Annotated in this window: 12 protein-coding genes and 1 tRNA gene; 6 read left to right on the forward strand and 7 right to left on the reverse strand. The window is 71.0% G+C overall.

Translation table 11 applies throughout. From position 1 onward, the window contains the following. Positions 1-78 precede the first annotated feature (78 nt). Both ACWDGI_RS16260 and ACWDGI_RS16265 read left to right on the forward strand, forming a co-directional pair. The gene (locus tag ACWDGI_RS16260; protein WP_450759466.1) at positions 79-1224 is read left to right on the forward strand and encodes a DUF475 domain-containing protein; all 1146 of its coding nucleotides are present in this window, start codon (positions 79-81) and stop codon (positions 1222-1224) included. 120 nt (positions 1225-1344) lie between these two features. Further along, positions 1345-2082, forward strand: a complete 738-nt coding sequence (locus ACWDGI_RS16265) for a TerD family protein (protein WP_450759468.1) — start codon at positions 1345-1347, stop codon at positions 2080-2082. A gap of 18 nt (positions 2083-2100) precedes the next feature. Here the strand turns inward: ACWDGI_RS16265 and ACWDGI_RS16270 are convergent, their stop codons facing one another. Beyond that, positions 2101-2889, reverse strand: a complete 789-nt coding sequence (locus ACWDGI_RS16270; RefSeq protein ID WP_450759470.1) for a TerD family protein — start codon at positions 2887-2889, stop codon at positions 2101-2103. 176 nt (positions 2890-3065) lie between these two features. Here ACWDGI_RS16270 and ACWDGI_RS16275 point away from each other — a divergent pair, with 176 nt between their 5' ends. Genes ACWDGI_RS16275 through ACWDGI_RS16285 form a run of 3 tightly spaced genes read left to right on the forward strand, consistent with a single transcriptional unit; the run spans position 3066 to position 7685 of the window. Next, positions 3066-4238, forward strand: coding sequence for an HpcH/HpaI aldolase/citrate lyase family protein (locus tag ACWDGI_RS16275; protein ID WP_450759472.1), 1173 nt, complete (start codon positions 3066-3068; stop codon positions 4236-4238). Positions 4239-4266: 28 nt separating this feature from the next. Then, the gene (locus ACWDGI_RS16280; RefSeq protein ID WP_450759474.1) at positions 4267-6873 is read left to right on the forward strand and encodes a phosphoribosyltransferase; all 2607 of its coding nucleotides are present in this window, start codon (positions 4267-4269) and stop codon (positions 6871-6873) included. Continuing rightward, positions 6873-7685 carry an HAD family hydrolase gene (locus ACWDGI_RS16285; protein WP_450759476.1) on the forward strand — a complete coding sequence of 271 codons (813 nt, stop codon included), beginning with the start codon at positions 6873-6875 and terminating at the stop codon, positions 7683-7685. Before ACWDGI_RS16280 ends, ACWDGI_RS16285 begins: the two co-directional genes overlap by 1 nt. Here ACWDGI_RS16285 and ACWDGI_RS16290 read toward each other — a convergent pair. The 3 genes from ACWDGI_RS16290 to ACWDGI_RS16300 all read right to left on the reverse strand — a co-directional run bounded on the left by ACWDGI_RS16290 (position 7682) and on the right by ACWDGI_RS16300 (position 9888). Continuing rightward, on the reverse strand, positions 7682-7900 hold the full coding sequence (locus tag ACWDGI_RS16290) for an FmdB family zinc ribbon protein (RefSeq protein ID WP_450759478.1): 219 nt from the start codon (positions 7898-7900) through the stop codon (positions 7682-7684). The genes ACWDGI_RS16285 and ACWDGI_RS16290 overlap by 4 nt on opposite strands. Positions 7901-7983: 83 nt before the next feature. Continuing rightward, a complete protein-coding gene (locus tag ACWDGI_RS16295; protein ID WP_450759480.1) occupies positions 7984-8526 on the reverse strand; it encodes a DUF4383 domain-containing protein in 543 nt (180 codons plus the stop codon). A 69-nt stretch (positions 8527-8595) separates the two neighbouring features. Continuing rightward, positions 8596-9888, reverse strand: coding sequence for a hypothetical protein (locus ACWDGI_RS16300; RefSeq protein WP_450759482.1), 1293 nt, complete (start codon positions 9886-9888; stop codon positions 8596-8598). Between the two features lie 365 nt (positions 9889-10253). Between ACWDGI_RS16300 and ACWDGI_RS16305 the strand changes: the two genes are divergently transcribed. Then, positions 10254-10325, forward strand: a tRNA-Val gene (locus tag ACWDGI_RS16305). 46 nt (positions 10326-10371) lie between these two features. Here the strand turns inward: ACWDGI_RS16305 and ACWDGI_RS16310 are convergent. The 3 genes from ACWDGI_RS16310 to ACWDGI_RS16320 all read right to left on the reverse strand — a co-directional run bounded on the left by ACWDGI_RS16310 (position 10372) and on the right by ACWDGI_RS16320 (position 14183). Continuing rightward, on the reverse strand, positions 10372-10701 hold the full coding sequence (locus ACWDGI_RS16310) for a hypothetical protein (RefSeq protein WP_450759484.1): 330 nt from the start codon (positions 10699-10701) through the stop codon (positions 10372-10374). A 213-nt stretch (positions 10702-10914) separates the two neighbouring features. Then, complete coding sequence (locus ACWDGI_RS16315; RefSeq protein WP_450759486.1) at positions 10915-13047, reverse strand: glycosyltransferase family 39 protein; 2133 nt, start codon at positions 13045-13047, stop codon at positions 10915-10917. A gap of 56 nt (positions 13048-13103) precedes the next feature. Then, a complete protein-coding gene (locus ACWDGI_RS16320) occupies positions 13104-14183 on the reverse strand; it encodes an NlpC/P60 family protein (protein ID WP_450759488.1) in 1080 nt (359 codons plus the stop codon). Positions 14184-14189 lie beyond the last annotated feature (6 nt).

Below are 14189 nucleotides of genomic sequence, written 5' to 3' on the forward strand. Positions count from 1 at the left end.
AGCCGAGTACGGCGCGGGAGAGACCCTCCCCCAGACTCCGTCTGGGAGGTACCCCCACACACCATGATTGGGTAACCAGTGCTTTTGAAAACCTTCGGCTGGTCGTTCGCGATCACCGCGCTCGGCCTGGTCGCCGCGGTCTTCTACGGGGGGTGGGAGGCCTTCGGCATCGTCGCGATCCTCGCCGTCCTCGAGATCTCCCTGTCGTTCGACAACGCGGTCGTCAATGCCGGAATCCTGAAGAAGATGAGTGCCTTCTGGCAGAAGATCTTCCTCACGGTCGGTGTGCTCATCGCGGTCTTCGGCATGCGACTGGTCTTCCCCGTCGTGATCGTCGCGGTCACCGCCAAGATGGGCCCCATCGAGGCCGTCGACCTCGCGCTCAACAACAAGGACCGGTACCAGGAACTGGTCACCGACGCCCACCCGGCGATCGCCGCCTTCGGCGGTATGTTCCTGCTGATGATCTTCCTCGACTTCATCTTCGAGGACCGGGACATCCAGTGGCTGCGCTGGATCGAGCGCCCGCTGGCCAAGCTCGGCAAGGTCGACATGCTGGCGGTCTGCATCGCCCTGATCGTCCTGCTGATCACCTCCTTCACCTTCGCCACCCACGCCCACCAGCACGGCGGCGGCCACGTCGACAAGGCGCAGACGGTCCTGATCGCGGGTATCGCCGGCCTGATCACCTACATGATCGTCGGCGGCCTCTCCGGCTTCTTCGAGGACCGGCTGGAGGCCGAGGAGGAACGCGAGCACGAGGAGGAGGAAGAGGCCGAGCGCAGCGGCAAGAAGAAGTCGGCGGTCGTCCTGGCCGGCCAGGCGGCGTTCTTCATGTTCCTCTACCTGGAGGTCCTGGACGCGTCCTTCTCCTTCGACGGCGTGATCGGCGCGTTCGCCATCACCAACGACATCGTGCTCATGGCCCTCGGCCTCGGCATCGGCGCGATGTACGTCCGGTCGCTCACGGTCTACCTGGTCCGCCAGGGCACCCTCGACGACTACGTCTATCTGGAGCACGGCGCCCACTACGCGATCGGCGCGCTGGCGGTCATCCTGATGGTCACCATCCAGTACCAGATCAACGAGGTCATCACCGGTCTCGTCGGCGTCGTCCTGATCGGCTGGTCGTTCTGGTCCTCCGTGCGACGCAACCAGCGGCTGGCGGTGGCGGAGGGAAAAGCGGGGACGGACGAGAAGACTGAGGTCTCGTCCGGCGTCTGAACCGGCTCACCGGGCCGAAAACGGAGGGTGTGACACCCTTCTGGACGAGGAACGCTCTGTTCGGGGCGGCCGACACGGTCGGCCGCCCCGAGGCGTTGGCAGAAGTCTCTGGGGGCGGGAATGGGTTTCTTCGACGGGCTGCTCGGCGGAAGGGCGGCCGAGTTCGACTCGGGCAGCGCCGCGTCCAACTCCATCGAGCTCACCAAGCGGCACCAGCAGGTGTCCCTCACCAAGCAGGGCGCGGCCACCGGCAACCTGCGCGTCAACCTGAGCTGGCGGATGCGGACGTCCGACTTCGACGGCGAACAGCGGACCAGCCTCTTCCGGCACCCCTTCAAGGCGCTCAGGCCGCCGGAGGTGGTCGGGCACGGGCAGAGCATGGTCAACGTCGACCTCGACCTCGGTGCGCTGTACGAGCTGACCGACGGGAGCAAGGGGGTCGTCCAGCCGCTCGGCGGCCTGCTCGGGGACGTCAACGCACCGCCGTACATCAAGCTCAGCGGCGACGACCGGTTCGGGTCGGCGTCCGGCGAGACGATGTACGTCAACCTGGACCACCGCGACGACATCAAGCGGCTGCTGGTGTTCGTGTACATCTACGACCAGACGCCGGCGTTCGACCGTACTCACGCGGTCGTGACGCTGTATCCGAGCAACGGACCGCGGATCGAGATAGGCCTGGACGAACGGCATCCGCAGGCCCGGTCCTGCGCGGTGGTCATGATCGAGAACGTGAAGGGCGAGCTGGTCGTCCGGCGCGAGGTGAAGTTCGTGTACGGGTTCCAGGGGGAGCTGGACCGGTTGTACGGGTGGGGGCTGCAGTGGGGGCGGGGTTACAAGACGAAGGTCGAGAAGTAGCCCCCCGGGCGGCTCCCGTCACCGCCCGATGAACTGCGGGCCCTGCGGAGGCAGCCGGAAGTCCGTGTTCGGGACCGTCGCCACCGGGACCGGGGCCGGTGGCGGGTAGCCGTAGCCCGACCGGGGCTGTTGCTGGGGATAGCCGTAGGCCGGCTGCGGGGCGGGTGAGGTCGGCTGGGGGTAGCCGTACGCCGGCTGGGTCGGGACCGAGGTCGGCTGCTCGGGAGGCAGCGGCTGGGAGGCCTGGGGCTCGTCCAGCGTCTCCGACTCGTCCACCGAGATGCCGAAGTCGGTCGCCAGGCCCTTGAGTCCGTTGCTGTAGCCCTCGCCCAGCGCGCGGAACTTCCAGCCCTCGCCCCTGCGGTACAGCTCGCCGCAGATCAGGGCCGTCTCGGCGCCGGTCTCCGGCTTGATGTCGAAGTGGGCCAGCGGCTCGGCGTCGGGGGCCGAGGCGTCGTACAGCAGGATGCGCAGGGCGGGTACGTGTTCGAAGGGGATGCCGTCCGCCGATGCGACCAGGAGGATTCGGCCGACATTGGGCTCGACACCGGGGAGATCTGTCTGGATCGTGTCGGTGAGGCCTTCCGCCACCCGTTTCTTGCCGAGCCGCCAGACCTTCCCGGAGGGGTGCCGGGGCTGGTTGTAGAAGACGAAGTCCTCGTCGGAGCGCACACGTCCGTCGGGGCCGAGGAGCAGCGCCGAGGCGTCCACGTCCGGAACTCCCTGCCCGGGTGTCCAGCGCAGCACGGCCCGGACCGTGGTGGCTTCCAGCGGGACGTTCGACCCCTTCAGCATCGCGTGCGTCATGCGGTCATCCTGCCCTCTCGGTCCTGGTCACGACAACGCGGGGGGCCTCGCGGCCGACACGGGCGGGTTACCTGGAATTCATGCCCGGCGGGAACCCTCGACATGGCTTTGTACGTACTATTACCGGCCACCCTTTACCCATTCCACAGGCTAGGCCCACGCCACGGGGGAGTTCTATGCGTCATTTCGGGCACATCGCACCTGAGGTGCGCCAGCGCCTCTTCCACCAGGAGCCGTGCGAGTTCACCGCCGACTCCTCCGCCCGGTTGCTCTCCGCGGCCCTGGGCGCCACGCTGTACAGCCCGGCCACCCGGGAACGGCTCGCCGACGACATCGTCAAACAGGCGGGACTCGGCGTGGTCTCGATGGTGCTGTGCCTGGAGGACTCCATCGGCGACGAGGACGTGGTGGCGGGCGAGGAGAACCTCGTCCGGCAGTTCGCCGACCTGGCCGCCCGGGTCCGGGAGGGCGTGGAGCCGCCGCTGCTCTTCATCCGGGTCCGCGAGCCCGAGCAGATCCCCGATCTCGTACGACGGCTCGGTGACAGCGTGTCACTGCTGTCCGGCTTCGTGTTCCCGAAGTTCACCGAGGAGCGCGGCATCCCCTTCCTGCAGGCCCTGGACGGCGCCGAGGCGCGCAGCGGCCGCCGGCTGTTCGGGATGCCCGTCCTGGAGACACCCGAGCTCATGTACCGCGAGACGCGCGTGGACGCCCTCGAGGGCATCGCCCGCGCCGTCGACAAGTACCGTGACAAGGTGCTGGCGCTGCGCCTGGGCGTGACCGACTTCTGCTCGTCGTACGGGCTGCGACGGGCACCCGACATGACCGCCTACGACGTGCAGATCATCGCCTCCGTCATCGCCGACGTGGTGAACATGCTGGGACGGGCCGACGGCACCGGGTTCACGGTGACCGGGCCGGTCTGGGAGTACTTCCGGGTGCCCGAGCGCATGTTCAAGCCGATGCTGCGGACCAGCCCCTTCCTGGAGGAGCAGGCCGTGGAACTGCGCAACCGGCTCATCGAGCACGCCATGGACGGCCTGCTGAGAGAGATCTCCCTTGACCAGGCCAACGGGCTGCTCGGCAAGACCTGCATCCACCCCTCGCACGTCATCCCCGTGCACGCGCTGTCGGTCGTCAGTCACGAGGAGTTCTGCGACGCCCAGGACATCCTGCGGCCGGAACGGGGCGGCGGGGGTGTACTCCGCTCGGCGTACACGAACAAGATGAACGAGGTGAAACCGCACCGCGCCTGGGCCGAGCGGACCATGCTGCGGGCCGAGGTGTTCGGCGTGGCCAACGAGGACGTCGGCTTCGTGGAGCTGCTCGCCGCCGGAATCCCCGGCTGACGGGCCTAGGGGACGACACAGGAAGCGCATGAACATCGCAGTGAACAGCGGGGACTGGTCCGGTAGCTGGGTCGCCGAGCGGCTCGGCGTCGAACTCGTGGGCGACGACGGTCTGCGGGCCCTCCTCGGGCTCGCCCTGCGCCGCAACCCGAAGCGGGCCCACCTGCTGGTCTCCAACGTGCTCGGCAAGCACGTGCCCCAGTCGCCGGCGGTGGTGTACGGCCACGGGTTCGGTCTGGGCCGCCGGGTACGCGACCTCCTCGGCGAGACGGAGGCCGGGCAGGCGGTCGTCGTGGGCTACGCCGAGACGGCCACGGGCCTCGGGCATTCGGTGGCCGACGGTATCGGCCTCGCCCCGTACCTGCACTCCACGCGCCGGCCGGTCGCCGGGGTCGAGCCCGCGGGGGGCTTCGAGGAGTCCCACTCGCACGCGACGTCCCACCTGCTGCTCCCCGAGGACCCCGCGCTGCTCTCCGGCGAGGGCCCGCTGGTCCTGGTCGACGACGAGTTCTCCACGGGCAACACGATCCTGAACACGATCAGGGACCTGCACGCCCGTTATCCGCGGAAACGTTACGTCGTGGTGGCTCTGGTGGATATGCGGTCGCCCGCGGACGCGGGGCGCCTCGCGGATCTCGCCGGTGAGATCGGCGCGAGGGTGGACCTGGTGGCCGGCGCCTCCGGCACCGTTCGCCTGCCGGCGGGGGTGCTGGAGAAGGGGCAGGAGCTGGTGGCGCGGTACGAGGAGAGTGCCTCGGCAGGTGGTCAGCCGGGTGCGGCGCCGTCCGGGCTGAGCGCGCAGTTCCCCGCGCCCCTTCCCGGGGTGGCTCCTGAGGCCGACGACCAGTCTCCCCACCCAGGGGCGCGGGGCTGTGTCGAACCTGCGGCTACCGCCGCGTGGGCGCGACCAGCCCCCACCGGCCCGCAGGCGAAGGACGACCTCACCGTCACCCGTATCGACCTGCACTGGCCGCACGGCCTCCCCGACGGCGGGCGCCACGGCTTCACCCCGGCTCACCGAATACGCCTGGAAGCGGCCCTCCCCGCCATGGCCGCGCGCCTCGCCGAGGCCCTGCCCCCCGACGCCCGCCGCGTACTCACCCTCGGCTTCGAGGAGCTGATGTACGCCCCCCTCAGAGTCGCCCGTGAACTGGAGCCCCTCGTCGCCGCCGAGGTGCGGTACTCCACCACCACCCGCTCACCCGTGCTGGCCGTCGACGACCCCGGTTACGCCATCCGCAGCCGGCTCGTCTTCCCGGCCCACGACAACCCCGCCGACGGCCCCGGCGAGCGCTACGCGTACAACGTGGCCGGCGCCGGCTTCGACGCGGTGGTCGTCTTCGTCGACTCGGCCGGCGACACCCCCGAACTCCACGCCCCGGACGGCCTGTTGGCCCGGCTCGGCGCGCATGCCCCGCATGTCCTGCTCGCGGTTGTACCGTCGTACGTCCCCGCGCTGACCGAAGAGAGCCCCGCCATGCTGCCCGAGCCCCTCCGTGGCCCCGCCTTCTCCTCGTACCCGCCGGAGGACGTCGGCTGGCTGCTCCAGGACCTCTCGGACGTCACCCTGGAGGCACCCACCGAGGAACGCGAGGAGGCGATCCAGAGCGGCGGCGCGCACTACGCGGAGTCGCTGCCGGTGGAGTACCAGCCGAGCGAGCGGTACCAGGCGCTCTTCCACGCCGCCCTGGAGACCTCGGCCGCCCGCATCGCGCAGGCCGTCGGGGTCGTGACGGAGACCGTGCTGGCCGAACGGGCGGCCCGGCCGGTGCTGGTCTCGCTGGCCCGCGCCGGGACTCCGGTGGGCGTGCTGATGCGCCGCTGGGCGCGGTTCCGGTACGGCGTCGAGCTGCCGCACTACGCCGTGTCGATCGTGCGCGGCCGCGGTATCGACGCGAACGCGCTGCGCTGGCTGGCCGCGCACCACGACCCGCGGGACGTGGTCTTCGTGGACGGCTGGACCGGGAAGGGCGCGATCACCCGGGAACTCGCCGACGCGGTCGAGGAGTTCGAGGAGCGGGAGGGCGTCTCCGGGTTCGACCCGGAGATCGCGGTGCTCGCGGACCCCGGGTCGTGCGTGCGGACGTACGGCACCCGGGAGGACTTCCTGATCCCCTCCGCCTGTCTCAACTCGACCGTCTCCGGGCTGATCTCGCGGACCGTGCTGCGGGCCGACCTGGTGGGTCCCGACGACTTCCACGGCGCGAAGTTCTACCGCGAACTGGCTGGGGCGGATGTGTCGGTGGCCTTCCTGGACGCGGTCGCCGCCCGGTTCGGGGAGGTCGTGGACGCGGTGGACGCGGCCGTGAAGGAGCTGGCCGTCGCCGACCGCACGCCGACCTGGGAGGGCTGGGCGGCCGTCGAGCGGATCAGCGAGGAGTACGGCATCCACGACGTGAACCTCGTCAAGCCGGGCGTCGGGGAGACCACCCGGGTGCTGCTGCGCCGGGTGCCCTGGAAGATCCTGGCGCGGGCCGGGGCGGGCGCCGACCTCGACCACGTGCGGCTGCTGGCCGAGCAGCGCGGTGTGCCGGTCGAGGAGGTCGGCGAACTGCCCTACACCTGTGTCGGGTTGATCCATCCCAAATTCACGCGCGGGGCGACCGGCGCCGACGGCAGGACGGTGAACGTCTGATGGCGGTGCTGGTGGCGAGCGATCTCGACCGTACGCTCATCTACTCGGCGGGTGCGCTCTCCCTGACCATGCCGGACGCGCGGGCGCCCCGGCTGCTCTGTGTCGAGGTGCACGAGAGCAGGCCGCTGTCGTACCTGACCGAGACGTCCGCGCGGTTGCTGACCGAACTCGGGGACGCGGCCGTCTTCGTGCCGACGACCACCCGGACCCGTAAGCAGTACGAGCGGATCAACCTGCCGGGGCCGGCGCCGCGGTACGCCATCTGCGCCAACGGCGGCCATCTGCTGGTCGACGGGGTGTCCGACGGGGACTGGCACGGGCGGGTGCTGGCGCGGCTGGCCGACGAGTGCGCGCCGCTGGACGAGGTGCAGGCGTATCTGGCCGAGCACGCCGACCCGGTGTGGCTGCGCAAGCTCCGGGTCGCCGAGGACCTGTTCACCTACCTGGTGGTGGAGCGGGAGCTGCTGCCCGAGGAGTGGGTGAAGAGCCTCGCGGTGTGGGCGGAGAACCGCGGCTGGACGGTGTCGCTGCAGGGGCGGAAGATCTACGCCGTGCCGAAGCCGCTGACGAAGAGCGCGGCGATGCGGGAGGTCGCGCGGCGGACCGGGGCCGGGCTGACGCTGGCCGCCGGGGACTCGCTGCTCGACGCCGACCTGCTGCTGGCCGCGGACCGTGGCTGGCGGCCGGGGCACGGCGAGTTGGCCGACGCCGGATGGGCCGGGCCGGCCGTGGTCGCGTTGCCGGAGCGCGGAGTGCTCGCCGGAGAACGGATCCTGCGGGAATTCCTGAAGACGGTCCGTACGGAGGGCTAGCCGCAGCAGCCGCCGCCGCAGCAGCCCCCTTGGGAGCCTCCGGTGGAGCGGGCGGCGGGCGCGGACGCGGTGCCTCCCACCGCCACCGTCGACAGGAGCTTCACCGTGTCCTCGTGCCCCTCGGGGCATGCCGCCGGAGCGGACGACTCGGCCATCGGGCGGGACAGTTCGAACGTGTCGCCGCAGGCGCGGCAGCGGTACTCGTAGCGGGGCATGAGGACAGGCTAACGGGAGCGGCGGGCGGTGACGGGCATCGCTGCACCTCAGAATTGCGCCCTCGGCCGCACGACCGCGGTCTCTACGGCACCTGAGTCCGTGATCCGGCCTGCTCCTCCGCCTCGGGGTGGCGGGCCCGCCAGTAGGGGTTGTCGTGTGGCAGGTTCGTGCTCACCCTGCCGTACATTCCGAACACCATCAGCACGAGGCCCACCACGAAACTGAACAGCACGTTCTGGATCCCGAAGGCCAGGAAGTTCGAGTCGGTGCCGAGCAGGCCGAGGAACAGGAAGCCGTTCAGGATGAACAGGACGCCGAGCACCATGTTCAGCGTCGAGGCGAAGTTCCCGCCGATCACCATGCCCACGAAGAGCAGCAGCCCGACACAGATCGACAGCACGCTCAGCGCACCGTTGGTGTTCAGGCCGATCGCGGTGTTTCCGCCCGTGTCGAAGAAACCGATGTTGTTGGTGAGCCCGAGGATCCCGAAGGCCACCAGGAACAGGCCCATCAGGCCCGCACCGATCCGGTAGATCCTGTTCAGGCGGTGATCGACGGGCAGTGCCTCGTCGAACATGATCCGCTGCCGTGTCCCCGGGTGCGATACGTGTGAGTGTGAGGCCATCTCCGCCTCCTGCTCTCGAATGCGGGTCGCCTTCCAATATCCGCCCGGTGCGGGTCATCGGCAAACGCCTCAGTGAGCGGTGCCCCGGTCCTCCCTGATCTGCGCGACCACCCGCGCGACCGACTGCCGTACCGCTTCCGTCTCCGTCAGGAAGTGCCAGTAGTCGGGATGACGCCCCTCCAGCGACCCGGCCGCCCGCTCCAGCCGCGCCACCGCGTCGTCCAGCGGCCGCGCGTGCCGCGGATCCGGGCTGGTCCGCCCGGCCATCGCCAGCCGCTGCGCGTCCCGGATCGCGAACCGGGTCCGCTCGATCTCCGCCTGCGGATCCTTCTGTACGGCGTTGAGCCGGCTCAGCCGGTCCCCGGCGGCGGACACCGCCTCGTCCGTGCCGTTGAGCAGCGCCCGCACGGTGGAGAGCAGCGAGGTGGCGTCCGCCCACCTCTGCGCGTCCCGCGCGGCCTGCGCATCCCGCAGCTTCAGCTCGGCCTGCCGTACGTTCTGCGCGGCCTGCTCGGGCACCTGCTGGAGATCCTGCCAGCAGGCGGCCGAGAACCGTCGGCGCAGCTCACTGAGGACGGGATCCACCTGCCCGGCCCGGGTGGTCAGAGCCTGCGCCCGCGTCCGCAGGCTCACCAGCCGGTGATCGATCTCGGCGGCCCGCTCCGGCAGCCGCTCGGCCTCCACCCGGATGGCCTCGGCCTCCCGCTGCACCCGCCCGGCCCGCTCCAGCGTCGTCTGCACACCATGCTGTCCGGCGCCCTGATTGAGCCTGGTCAGCTCGGGCGCGAGCGCGGCCAGCCGGGCCGCCAGATCGTCGGCCCTGATCTGGGTCGTCCGTACGGCATCGAGCGCGTTGCTGGCGGCCAGCAGCGCCTGCCGGGCCCGCTCCACGGCGGGCGCCAGCCGTGCCAGCTGCGTCTCGGCCTTGCCGAGCAGCGGCCCGAGCGACTCCCCGAACCGGTCCAGTTCCCGCTTGACGCCGACGAGCTCGTCCTTGGCGCGGGTGATCTCCCCCCGGGCCCGCGACGCGGCGGCGGCCTCCAGATCGTCCCGGTCCAGGTCGTAGGCGTCGATGGCCTCGATGTACCGGTTGCTCACCTCGTCGATCCGCCGCCCCAGCGCATCGAAGTCGGAGACGGCCCGACGGGCGGCCGGCGAGTCGTCGACGGCGGAGATGGTCTCTATGGAGATCCGCAGATCCCGCTGGGCGGTGTCCAGTTCGTAGAAGGCGGCGGCCGCGGCGTCCTTGGCCGCCTGGGCCTCGGCCCGCTGACTCTCGGCCCGCCCCCCGAACCACCGCCGGGTGCCGCCACCGGCGAACGCCCCGGGCACCACGAGCACGGCCAGCAACGGCACACTCATCAGGCCGAGGACGTCCCGGAGCGGGGAGCGCCGGGCCCGTACGGGACGCGAACACGGCTCGGATGCCGCCGAAGTCGCCGATGTCGCCGTCACTTCTCCCTCTCCCGTGCCGCGGTGCGCCCCTGTGTGCTGGCGGTGCTGACATTCTCCCACCCAGGAAAGACGAACACACGGGTCGGTCAGTTCGCGGTTCTCGTGATCACTTCACCGGCCGGGAGGCGATCGGGAGGCGATCGGGAGACGATGGCGCGACTCTCGACCCCGCTCGAGCGGCGGGACCCCATGGGAACCGCTGCCGCCTGCCCCGCCCGGAAAACGGAATTGCGGGACTGAGTCCGGGACGATGTAGGCTGTCGAATCGTCTCGGGTGCGTAGCTCAGGGGTAGAGCGCCTGCCTTACAAGCAGGATGTCGGCGGTTCGAAACCGTCCGCGCCCACTTCGAGGAAGACCCCGGCCGTATCGGCCGGGGTCTTCTCGTGTTCTCAGTCCTCCTCGCGTGCGTGCTTGAGGCGGCTTCGGGCGTCCATGCGGTCCGGTGCCGTTATCTCCGCCCAGAAGCGGTGGCCACTGACGAACACCGTGAGTTCGTGTTCGCGGCGGCGCAGCTTCTCCACTTCCGCCTGTTCGTCCTCGGTCCAGCCTGGGGAGGCGGGGCGCTCCACCTTGCGCCAGCCGCCGTCGTCACTGAATCCGTCCAGCGGCTCGACCGACCAGGGGAGCCGCTTCAGCAGGGCCGACAGCTCGGCCCGGACCTGATGCAGCTCCTCCTGACCGGCGAGGAGGTCACTCGGAAAGTCATAGGTCGCAGCCACGCGGCAATGGTACGCCTGTTCGAATTTGAGTGGCGAGTTCGGCCGTGGGGTTCATGTGTTCGAGCATGGCCGGGTGGCCGGGGACCAGCGCTGATCCCCGGCGCCCCGCGGAACCGGACGTGCGGTGCTGACCGCGTCCGGCTCAGGCGGGCCCCGAGAGCTCCGCGGGTCGGCGGGGATCGAGTGGCTGCTCCGGGCGCGGGCCCGGCGGTCTCACTTCCGCGCGTTGCAGTCGTAGAGGGTGAAGCTGCCGCCGGCGCTGCGGCCGTAGGCGGCGGGCTGGACGCGGGTGCAGTGGGACTTCACCCAGGTGGTGACCGCGGTGGTGGGGCGCTGGCTGGTGAGCAGCGCATAGCGCAGCTGGTGGGCGGCGACGAGGCTGCCGAGCTGCCGGGCGGTGGGGAAGGGGGTGTTGCCGGTGAAGCCGCCCATGACGAGGATGGGTTCGGACTTCGCACGCAGCAGGGGCTCGGCGCCGTAGGCGGCCTGGGTGGCCAGCAGGTACTTCTCGCCGTGGCGGTGCTCGGTGAGGTAGTCGAGCAGGGCGGTGTCGCGGGCGCTGGGCTTGCCGAGACCTATCCGCTGCGGAGCGTGGTGCTGACGGACGCTGTCGTAGTACGCGTTGCCGACCGGACCGGCTATCGGCGCGGTGGCGGCGCCCGCGTAGAGCGGGTCGAGGCTGGAGGCGGCCCAGCCGGCCGGTGCGACCAGGGTGGCCGCGATTCCGGAGGCGAGGGCCGCGTGGACCATCCGCGAGGAGGTGCGCGGGCCACGGGTCCACAGCCCCACCACGCCGCACAGCGCGAGCATCACGGCGACCGGCAGCAGCCAGGAGACGAACCGGGTGGGCCAGTCCAGCACCAGCGCCCATGCCGCCGTCAGCACGATCGCCGCCGGCAGCGCCAGGTGCCGGCGGCCGCCCGACTCGCCCTCGGACCGGGGTTCCGGTTCGTGCGCCGACCCGTGCTCGGACTCGTGCGCTGACACGTGCGGCGACCAGCCCTCCGAACCGTAGGCCGACAGGTACGGCGACCAGGGCTCCGGCTCGTGCTCCGGTCCGTGGTCCGGCCCGTGGTCCGATCCCTGCTCCGGCTCGTACTCCGATCCGTGTTCCGGTTCGTGCTCCGACCCGTCCTTCGGCTCGTACGACGACTCGTACTCCGACCGGAAGAGCGCGAGCCCGCCGCCGGCCAGCGCGGCGAGCGCCGGGGCGATGACGGCCATGTAGTAGGCGTGGTTGCCGTTGGAGGCGCTGAACACCACGGCGTGCACGGCCAGCCAGCCGCCCCACAGCAGAAATCCCGCGCGCACCATGTCGGTTCGCGGCTGACCGGCGCGCCAGACGACGCCGAGGACCGCGGCGAGCACGGCGAGCGGCAGGAACCAGGCGACCTGGGGGCCGACCGTCTGGTTGATCAGCATGTCCCAGCCGGTGTTGCCGGTGGTGCGGCTGGTGGCGGTGCCCGCGACGGCGCCGAACGCGGTCGAGTCGCTGCTGAAGCGGCTCAGACCGTTGTAGCCGAAGACCAGGGCGAACGGATTGTTGTCGGACGTTCCGTCGAGGTAGGGGCGGGAGGACGCCGGCGTCGCCCAGGCGATCAGCACCCAGAAGCAGGAGACCGCCAGCGCGACCGCGCCGGCCAGCAGGACGCGCAGAGCCCGCTTCAACGGCGCTCCGGGCGCGACGACCAGGTACACCGCGGCGAAGACCGGCAGCACCAGCCACGCCTGCAGCATCTTCGCCTGGAAGGCGAGCCCGACCCAGATCCCGCAGGTGATCAGCGGCAGCAGCCGCTCGGTGCGCACCGCCTTCTGCAGCGCCCCGGCGGCCGCCACCAGGAGCAGCGTGAGCGCGGTGTCCGGGATGGTGGCCCGGTTGAGGACCACGGTGACCGGGGTGACGGTGAGCGCCAGCGCGGCGATCAGCGCGGCGAACGGCCCGGCCCAGGCCCGTACGATCCGGTGCAGCAGCCATACGGTGAGCACGCCCTCGACGACCTGCGGAAGAGCGGCCGCCCAGGTGTGCGGGCCGAAGAGCCAGACGGAGACGGCGTCGGGCCACAGGGCGCCGGGCAGCTTGTCGATGCTGACCGAACCGCTGACGTCGAGCCCGCCGAAGAAGAAGGACCGCCAGCTGCCGGCCATCGACCGTATCGCCGCACCGTAGAAGGGGTGGAGCGCGGCGTGCCCGATGCCCCAGGAGTACAGCAGCGTGGCGACGGCCAGCACCGCGGCGAGCGCCGGGCGCTCCCAGCGCGGGGCGTCTTCCGGCAGGCCGGATCGGCGGTTCGCCGCCCGGCGGCCTCGGTGCGCTCCGGTGGGCCGGGCGGCGGGGATGGCGGTCATGGCAGTGGTCCTTGGATCAGCAGGTCAGGTGGAGCCGCGGTGCACTGGCGGCGTGATCACAGGCGGCGGGCCGACCGGAAGCCGCGGGCGTAGAAGTCGGTGCCGTCCAGCAGCGAGCGGCCCGACAGGTCGCCCAGGGTGGGGCCGTTGGCGGCGGAGCGGCTGGAGTAGAAGCGGTGCCGGCCCTGGTCGTCGAGGCCCATGTAGATGCCGCAGTGGTCGATGAAGTCCGGCCGGTCCTTGATGATGGCGAAGAACACCAGATCGCCGGGTTGCAGGGTGCCCAGGTCGGTGGCCTGCTTCGTGCCGGTGTGCGGGATCACCAGGCGGCCGGGACCATAGGCGGCGATGGCGAAGGCGCGGCGCGGCAGACCGGTGCCCTTGGTGTTGGTGTTGTGCAGGGGGATGCCCATGCGGTAGCCCCACACCAGACGCTGGAAGCCGGAGCAGTCGACGTCGCCGTAGCGGGCCTGCTCCGGCTGCACGCTGGAGCCGTCCGGGAAGGTCCAGGGAACGCCCAGATAGTCGTAGAAGTCGGACTGTTCGTCGTGGTAGGCGAAGTCCAACGGGTTGTCGACCTCGGAATTGCGCGGGCCGAAGTGCGCGGTGCCCGCGTAGCGCACGCCCTTGGCGTTGTGCTTGTCGGGCGCCCCGGCGCTGCTGTACTGGAACGCCACCGCGAAGACGTCCGGGCTGGTGTCGCCGAGCGTCTTGCCGAACCAGCTTTCGAACCAGGCGGACTTCTCCATGCCCCGCTGCCACGCGTGCGGCAGCACCCGCACCCAGGCGTCCGTGGTCACCTTGGCCTCGGTGGTCCGCGGCTCGCTGAAGCTGCGGGTGCGTCCGGTGAGCACGGCCGTACGGGCTCCGTCGGTGAACGTGGCGAGGGTGCCGCCGTCGGCGGCACGGACCACGGTGCGGTCGGGGGCGGACAGCCGCTCGAAGGTCCGCTTCCCGGCGCTCGAACCGGCGCCCGTGCCGTCGGCGGCGGTGCCGTCGCCGTCGTCGCTGCTGCCGTGCCCGAGGCGGTTCCAGGCGTACCCGCCCGTCACCCCGGCGGCCGCCACGCCCGCGATCGTCCCGAGCAGAGCGCGGCGATTCGGGCGGCTGCCTCTGCCGGCGGAGTGGGAGTGCATGGCCGA

The organism is Streptomyces sp. NPDC001220 (genome assembly GCF_053597895.1).

Excerpts from the sequence above, each read along its gene's own strand:
- ACWDGI_RS16265 (WP_450759468.1), top strand. The coding sequence starts at position 1,345 with ATGGGTTTCTTCGACGGGCTGCTCGGCGGAAGGGCGGCCGAGTTCGAC.
- ACWDGI_RS16300 (WP_450759482.1), bottom strand. The coding sequence starts at position 9,888 with ATGAGTGTGCCGTTGCTGGCCGTGCTCGTGGTGCCCGGGGCGTTCGCC.
- ACWDGI_RS16290 (WP_450759478.1), bottom strand. The coding sequence starts at position 7,900 with ATGCCCCGCTACGAGTACCGCTGCCGCGCCTGCGGCGACACGTTCGAA.
- ACWDGI_RS16295 (WP_450759480.1), bottom strand. The coding sequence starts at position 8,526 with ATGGCCTCACACTCACACGTATCGCACCCGGGGACACGGCAGCGGATC.
- ACWDGI_RS16315 (WP_450759486.1), bottom strand. The coding sequence starts at position 13,047 with ATGACCGCCATCCCCGCCGCCCGGCCCACCGGAGCGCACCGAGGCCGC.
- ACWDGI_RS16275 (WP_450759472.1), top strand. The coding sequence starts at position 3,066 with ATGCGTCATTTCGGGCACATCGCACCTGAGGTGCGCCAGCGCCTCTTC.
- ACWDGI_RS16285 (WP_450759476.1), top strand. The coding sequence starts at position 6,873 with ATGGCGGTGCTGGTGGCGAGCGATCTCGACCGTACGCTCATCTACTCG.
- ACWDGI_RS16280 (WP_450759474.1), top strand. The coding sequence starts at position 4,267 with ATGAACATCGCAGTGAACAGCGGGGACTGGTCCGGTAGCTGGGTCGCC.
- ACWDGI_RS16270 (WP_450759470.1), bottom strand. The coding sequence starts at position 2,889 with ATGACGCACGCGATGCTGAAGGGGTCGAACGTCCCGCTGGAAGCCACC.
- ACWDGI_RS16320 (WP_450759488.1), bottom strand. The coding sequence starts at position 14,183 with ATGCACTCCCACTCCGCCGGCAGAGGCAGCCGCCCGAATCGCCGCGCT.